This is a genomic window from Streptomyces parvus, assembly GCF_032121415.1.
GTDB lineage: Bacteria > Actinomycetota > Actinomycetes > Streptomycetales > Streptomycetaceae > Streptomyces > Streptomyces globisporus_A.
This window is the reverse complement of record NZ_CP135079.1, coordinates 1,841,700-1,848,365: the sequence shown is the minus strand read 5'-3', so window position 1 is coordinate 1,848,365 and position 6,666 is coordinate 1,841,700. Positions and strand designations below refer to the sequence as shown.

Below are 6,666 nucleotides of genomic sequence, written 5' to 3'. Positions count from 1 at the left end.
TCCCAGCGAGGAATCCATGAACGACAGCACTGCCGCAGGACCGACCGCGACGGGCCACGACGCCGCGCCGCCGGTCCCCGAGGAGATCAGGGAGGCCGCCCGGCTCGCTCCCGATCACTGGCTCGGCATGGTCGACCCGGCATGGGCGGGCGAGGGCGACCCGCCGGAATGGGCCGTGGTGGGCCGGTGGCGGTCCGGTCTGGACGGCGACATCGAGGAGTGGCAGCCGAACGAGGCGTACCAGCCCTCGCCCCAGGCGCTCGGCTGGCCCGCCCCCACCGACCCGGTGGACGAGGCGGTGCAGCTCTCCGCCACGGGGTACGGTCCGGGGGAGGCGGTCCCCAGGGCGCTGGCCACGGCGGAGGTCGCCGTCCTGCTCGCGCCCGGCGGCACACCGATGTCGGCGGTCTCACCCGACGGGACCGCGGTGGTACCGGTCTTCTCCTCTCCCGTTCACCTGCACGCGGCCGGCCGATTCGGCTACGAACTCGCTCCGGTCACCGAGGTGTTGGAACGGCTGCCGGAGGGTCACCTGCTCTACGTCAACCCCTCCGGGCCGGTCGGCATGACCGTCGAGACCGACGCCCTGCGCCGGGCGGTCGACGAGGCCACCGGGGCGACGCCGGAAGAACCGCCGCGCTCCACCGTGGCCGAGGCCGGCGACCCGCAGTCCTCGGCCACCGGGGCGGACGGGCCGGAGTCCTCCCCCGCCGCCCCGCTCCCGGACCCCGCCGAAGAGACCGACCGCGAAGCCCCGCCGCGCTCCGAGAGCTGACCGTCCCCGTACATCGCACGAAGCGAACCGATGGAGTTGCCCCGATGACGAGCCCTTCCGGTGCACCGGACCGCGAGCCCGACGGCCCCGCCGAGGCGGAGACGGCCGACGGGCCCGCCGCCCCCGGACCGCGCCCTTCCGGTGTCCAGGGCGGCTCGTCCGCCGTGCTGCGGGGCCAACCGGGGTTCCGGGAGCCGCCCGAGGACTACGTGAAGGCCGCGAAGGCGGCCCCCGACCACTGGCTGTCCGTGATCGACCGGCACTGGACCGGTGACGAGGACGAGCCCACGCCTCCCTGGGCGATCCTGGGACGCTGGCGCAGCGACACCGAGGGCGACATCGTGGAGTGGGAGGAGAACGCCCAGTACCGTCCCTCGCCCGACGCACACGGCTGGGCCCCGCCGGTCAGCCCCGTGGACGCCGCCGTGCAGCTGGTCGCCACCGGGTACGCCTCGGAGGATCTGTTCGCCCTGATGGTCGCCGACGCCGAAGTCGCCGTGTGCCTCGACGAGGTGGGCGGCCTGGCGGTCACCGACGCGCAGGACGGCACCCAAGCCGTTCCTGTCTTCCCGGCCTCCCCGAAACTGGACCAGGCCAGGCTGCCGCCGCACGAGATGATGCTGGTCCCCGACCTCCTGGATCGGCTGCCCGAGGGGAAGGAGGTGCTGGTCCTCAGCTCCTCCGCTCCCGTGGGCCAACTCGTCACGGCAAGTGCTCTGCTGGCGGCCCACGCGGAACTGGAGGAGTTCGCCCGTCTGGAGCGGGCCGAGGCCTGGCCCCCCGGACCGGCGACGGGCGACGGCCCCGAAGCGACTCCCTGGCCCCCCGGACCGGCCGAGGAGCGGCCCGAGTTCTTCCGGGGGGAGAGCTGAGCCCGCGGGTTCCTGGTCGGCCGCATCGGCGGTGGCGGGGCAGGGCCGGGCGGCGGGGAGGGCAGGGCCGGGCGGTGAGGAGGGCAGGGCGGTACGGATCCGACTCCTCCAACTCCACTTTGTGCGGGTACGGTTCATCCGTGAGCAGGATCTTCGTGTGGTCCGTGATTCCGCTTGCCGCCCGCTCGCCGCTCTCTGCGCACCACGGCAGAGGGCCCGGCCCGGCCGTCCGTATCGCCGGACTGTCAACTGACGAGGGTGAGTTCGCAACAATGGCTCGTGTCTTCTGTTCTTGGAGTGCCCGCCGGTGAGTGAGTACGTCGACAGGTCCGTCCCGGAGATATCTCCCGGGCCCGGACCCGAACCCCTCCCCGCAGCCGAGGACGACCCGGCGATACCGGAGCCGGGGCCCGCGCCGGCCGGAGCGGTTTTGACCGCCGGGGGACCGGCGGACCCGGCCCCCGCGCCGGCCGGTCCTGCGGCGTCGGACGGGCCTGTGCCCGAGCCGCCCCCGGAGGTGGTCGAGGCGGCCCGGGAGCTGCCCGACCGCTGGCTCAGCGTGCCCGACGCCGCATGGTCGGGACGGGGCACACCGCCGGACTGGGCGGTCCCCGGCCGGTGGCGTACGGACTCCACGGGAACGATCGTGGCGTGGGAGGACAACGAGGGTTATCGGCTCTCCCCGGAGGCGCTCGGCTGGCCCCGGGCCACCGACCCGGTGGAGTCCGCCGTCCAGCGCGCTGTTACCGGTTACGGACCGGCCGCCGAGGTCCTGCGGACCCTGGCCGCGTCGAAGGTCGCGGTGCTCATCGGCCCCGACGGCGGCCCGGCGGCCCTCCGGTCGGCCCAGGGCGACCCCGTGGTCCCCGTCTTCACCAGCCCGGCTCACCTCCGAGCCCTGGGGTCGCTCGCCGCCCGGTTGATCCCGGTGGCCGACGTGGTCGCGGGGCTGCCCGAGGGGCACTCCCTCTACCTCAACCCGACCGGACCGGCCGGAACGATCATGGAGACCGAGGCGTTGGCCGAGGAGATCGCCGCCCAGGAGCGCGGCGAGATCCGGCCTGCGGGCACGGACAGCCCGGAAGGGCCGAACACACCGCGTATCCGTGCGGTCCACGTGACGGACGCCGACCGGATCGCCGTCGACGGGCCCGGTACCGGTGGGCCCGCCGACCTGTCCGGTCCGACGGAAGCGGACGCGGCCTCGGCCGGAACGGAGGCCCGGGTATGAAGGGCAGAGGACTCTTCACACGCCGACGCGACGCCGGACCCTCCACCCGCGCCGGGCGCGACCGCGCCGGTGCCGTGCCGACCGCCTCGACCGACATGGGCGACGGTGCCGAGGAGGGGTTCCTGGTCGAGGACCACGACGGCATGCTGCTGCTGCGGACCTTCTCCGACGACACGCTCTCCCCGGCCGACGTCGCCGACCTGGCCCGGACCCTGGGCGCGGACGAGGACACCGTGACCGTCATCGCGGGTGCCGAGGGGGCCGACTCCGCCGCTTTCTGGCCGAAGCTGAGCCAACTCCTGGACTCCCTGGGAGATTCGGGAGTCGAGAGAGTACGCCTGGTCGTACCGGGTGCCGGGCAGGACACCGAGGACCGGCCCGGCACCGGGCGTCGCATCTCCGAGGCCTGGCGGATGGTGGTCGAGGCGCCGGACGGGCCGCCGCTCGTCGTACCGGGCGGCTCCCTCTTCGTTCCGCCCGGCGGGGGAGCCGGACAGCGGAGTCCGGCCGGCGGCTGGTGGCGGTTCGCGCCGGGGAAGCGGCCGGAACCCCTGGGCCCGCGCAGTCCGCAGCCGTCCTGGCAGTCCGCCCTGAACCGCCTGCCGTCGGCCCTGGCGGGCGGCTGCGTCGTCGAGCAGATACCCGCCGGGGTGCTGGTCCGCCCCTCCGAGGCCGCGCCGACCCGGCCCGGTGACCTCTACCACGCCGTACCGGTCGACCCCCGGCGCCTGACCGTTGTGGTCGGCGTGCCCTTCGGCGAGGACATCGCGGCCGAGGAGGTCTCCGAGGTACTCGAAGCCCTGCCGGACGACGTCCAGGTCGCCGTGCGCCTCGTGCCCGGCGGGCGGCGCGATCTGCTGCCGCTGGCGCAGTCGGTCTCCGACCGGCTGGACGTCGAGGTGGAGGTCATGACCGGGCTGCCGCTCGTCGCGGCCGTCGGGCCGTTGGGCACGTACTCCGTGCGGTCGGTCCTGGCCGCAGCGGACGGCACCCCGGCGTGGATCCCCTTCGTGGACGCCGTCCGCTGCGCCCCACCGGACGCGGCGGGCCGCGCCCGGCCGCCCCGACTGCTGCGCTGGAGCCCCCCGCTGCCCGGCCCCGCTCGCCCGGAGGAGGGCGTGGTCGGGCTGACCGACAACTGGCAGCTCACGGTGACCCGGGCCGGCATGTGGGTGGGGCCGCGCGGCGGTCCGGCGCTGTCTCCCACGGCACGACGGGTGGACCCGGGCGGCCCGGTGATCGAGCTGGGAATGCCGGGCGAACCCCTCGACGCCTCGCTCTGGCCCGTCCTGTCGAATCTGCTGGAATCCCTGGCACCGGACCTGCGCGGCCGCACCACCCTCCACGTGCACGGTGTGGCGCGTGACGGCGGACGTGAGCTGCGTCGGCTGGCAGCCCAGTACGGACTGCGCACCCTGCGCCATGCCGCCCCGGCCGCGGCCCGCGCCAGGTCGGCAGCCACGGGTCGGCCGGCCGGGTCCGGGGTCGGCGCCGTCGCTTCGCCGGGAGCCGCCCCCGCACCGGCATCGTTGTCACCGACGCCTCCGCCGCGGGGCGGCGAGCGCCCGGCGTCGTCCGGACCGGCGGAGCGCCCCGGTCAGGGCCCGCGGACCCGGTCCGGTCAGCCCGCGGTGGCCCACCAGCCGGGACGGACCTCCGGATCCACCGCGGCCGCGCCGGCGAAGATCGGCGGCAGGGCGGCGCGCGTGGACCGCGCACGGCAGCTCCGGGAGGCGATGGACGCGGGTGCGGAGACGGGCACGGGGTCGCCGACGAGCGCCGTGACGGGAGCGGGCACACCCGGTACGCCGGGCGCTCCCGCGACGTCGGACACGGCGGGCGGGCCCGGTGGCTCCGGCGCGCGCCCGGCACCTCGTACGCTCTCCGCCTCCGGTACGTCCGCGGCGCCGGGTACGTCCGGTACGCCTGGTACACCCGCGATGCCGAGCACGCGGGGGGCGTCCGGAGCGTCCGGCACGGGGGCGGCGCGCGGGGAACGGCAGCGGCGGGCGAGCACCTTCGACTGGTCGGACGACCGCGTTCCGACGGGGTTCGCCGGGCGGGAGAGCGCATCGGGAACGACCGCCGGACCGGAGCGTGACCCCGCTGCCGCTCCGATGCCCGCGGGCCCGCAGGGGAACGCCGATCCGGCCGGGCGCCGGGAGGCGCGGAAACCGGAGGCGAACGCCCCTGCCGCCGCTCGGGGCGAGGACCCCGTGCGCACCTCCGGCCCGGAAGAGGCCGACCGCGCGGGAGCCGCGCACCGGGCCGGAAGAGACGGCAACGGGGGAGCAGCCGGGACTTCCGGTCCGGACGAGCGCGCCGAGGAGGCCGACGGCACCGCCACGACGAGCGGGACCGCCGAGAAGACCGAAGGCACGGTGGCAGCCGAAGGCCCCGGCGGCGGCGAGGGCCCCGACGCGCACCCCGGGCCGCTGTCCGCCGAGGGGCCGGCGGAGCCGGAGACGGGCGGTGCACCGGGCCCCGCGCCCGGCCCCGGGGACGCCGAAGTTCCGGAACCCTCCGCAGCTTTGGACCGTCCGGCAGCCACCTCCGCCCCGGAACCGGCCACCGGACCGGACTCCACCGAGGTCCCCCCGCCCGCTCCCCGCGCCACCGATGCGGACATCCGTGGTCCGGAGCCCGAGCCCGCCCCGCCGGGGCCGGCGCACCGGGTAGCCGCCGAGTCCTCCTACCCCGCGACGGCGACGGTCGCCCCGACCGCTTCGTCGGACTCCGGCGCTGCCCGGCTTACGGGTGGTCGGCCCGTAGCGAATACACCGGATTCCCGCAGGGGGCCCGATCCCGAGACCCCCGCCACGACCGGTGCCGGACAGGTGACCGAGGACGGGGACAAGGACGGAGACGGGGACGAGGGCGCGGACGTCACCCAGGCTCCGCTCCCCCCTGTCCTGCTGGAGCCCGGCCACCGCAGCTCCGAGGCCGAGCGGACCGCTTTCCGCGCGCTCGCGGGGGAGATGTGGGACCGGCACGGCGCGGCCGTCGCGCGGGCGCTCGCCCGGATGCCCGCGCTGCGCGGCAAGGAACAGGAGGCGGCCCGCGCCGATCTCATCGCGCTGCGGATGTACCTGCACCTTCCCGAAGGCCCGCTCAGTCACGGCACGTTGACCTGGAGCCTGCGCGACCGTGAACTGGACCTGCTGCCCTACGGCGCCTGTGTGGCCTCGGCGCTGAACCGGATGCCGTCCTACCGGGGCGCGGTGCTGCGCGGCACCACCGCCTCCGAAGGCACGGACCGTCCCGGATCACCACGCCCCGGAACGCTGCTGCGCGACGCTGCCCTGCTGAGCACCGTGCGGCTGGACGCCGGCACCGTACCGCCGCCGGGTGACAGCTATGTCATCTGGTCGGTGGCCGGCCGGCGCGTGCGGCAGTTCTCCGAGCAGCGCGGGCCGGAGGAGGTCGTGTTCGCCCCCGGGACGCTCTTCCGGGTGCTGGCCGTGCGCCGCACGGGGCCCGGCGTACAGATCCACCTGCGTGAACTGACCGGACCTGCCGAGGCGGTCGCGCCCGATCCCGAGGGGGATCGAGCCGTGCTGGCCCGGCTGGAGGCCGTCGCGCCCGGACCCGATGTGATGCCCGACGGCGCCGGCGACTGGCCGGAGCGCTGTGCGGGCGCTGTGGGGGCCGGGCCGTGACGCGACAACGAACCCCGACAAGAGCGAGGACCTTACGTGGCACGAGAGCATGATCCAACACCCCGCACAACAACGCGGTCGGGCGCGTCCACCGGTGACAAGGACACCGGGAAGAGCCGGAGTTCCCGC

4 protein-coding genes are annotated in these 6,666 nt (G+C 75.8%); all 4 read left to right on the top strand.

Going from position 1 to position 6,666, the window contains the following annotated elements:
- Positions 1-16: 16 nt before the first annotated feature.
- The 4 genes from RNL97_RS09455 (at position 17) to RNL97_RS09440 (ending at position 6,537) form a co-directional block, all read left to right on the top strand.
- Positions 17-775 (top strand): type VII secretion system-associated protein, encoded by a 759-nt coding sequence (locus RNL97_RS09455; RefSeq protein WP_313750572.1) that lies wholly within the window; start codon positions 17-19, stop codon positions 773-775.
- A gap of 44 nt (positions 776-819) precedes the next feature.
- A complete protein-coding gene (locus RNL97_RS09450) occupies positions 820-1,647 on the top strand; it encodes a type VII secretion system-associated protein (protein WP_030593024.1) in 828 nt (275 codons plus the stop codon).
- 496 nt (positions 1,648-2,143) lie between these two features.
- A complete protein-coding gene (locus tag RNL97_RS09445; protein ID WP_313750571.1) occupies positions 2,144-2,878 on the top strand; it encodes a type VII secretion system-associated protein in 735 nt (244 codons plus the stop codon).
- The gene (locus tag RNL97_RS09440) at positions 2,875-6,537 is read left to right on the top strand and encodes a hypothetical protein (protein WP_313750570.1); all 3,663 of its coding nucleotides are present in this window, start codon (positions 2,875-2,877) and stop codon (positions 6,535-6,537) included. The genes RNL97_RS09445 and RNL97_RS09440 overlap by 4 nt, the downstream gene beginning before the upstream one ends.
- The last annotated feature ends 129 nt before the right edge of the window (positions 6,538-6,666 follow it).

Excerpts from the sequence above, each read along its gene's own strand:
- RNL97_RS09455 (WP_313750572.1), top strand. The coding sequence starts at position 17 with ATGAACGACAGCACTGCCGCAGGACCGACCGCGACGGGCCACGACGCC.
- RNL97_RS09450 (WP_030593024.1), top strand. The coding sequence starts at position 820 with ATGACGAGCCCTTCCGGTGCACCGGACCGCGAGCCCGACGGCCCCGCC.
- RNL97_RS09440 (WP_313750570.1), top strand. The coding sequence starts at position 2,875 with ATGAAGGGCAGAGGACTCTTCACACGCCGACGCGACGCCGGACCCTCC.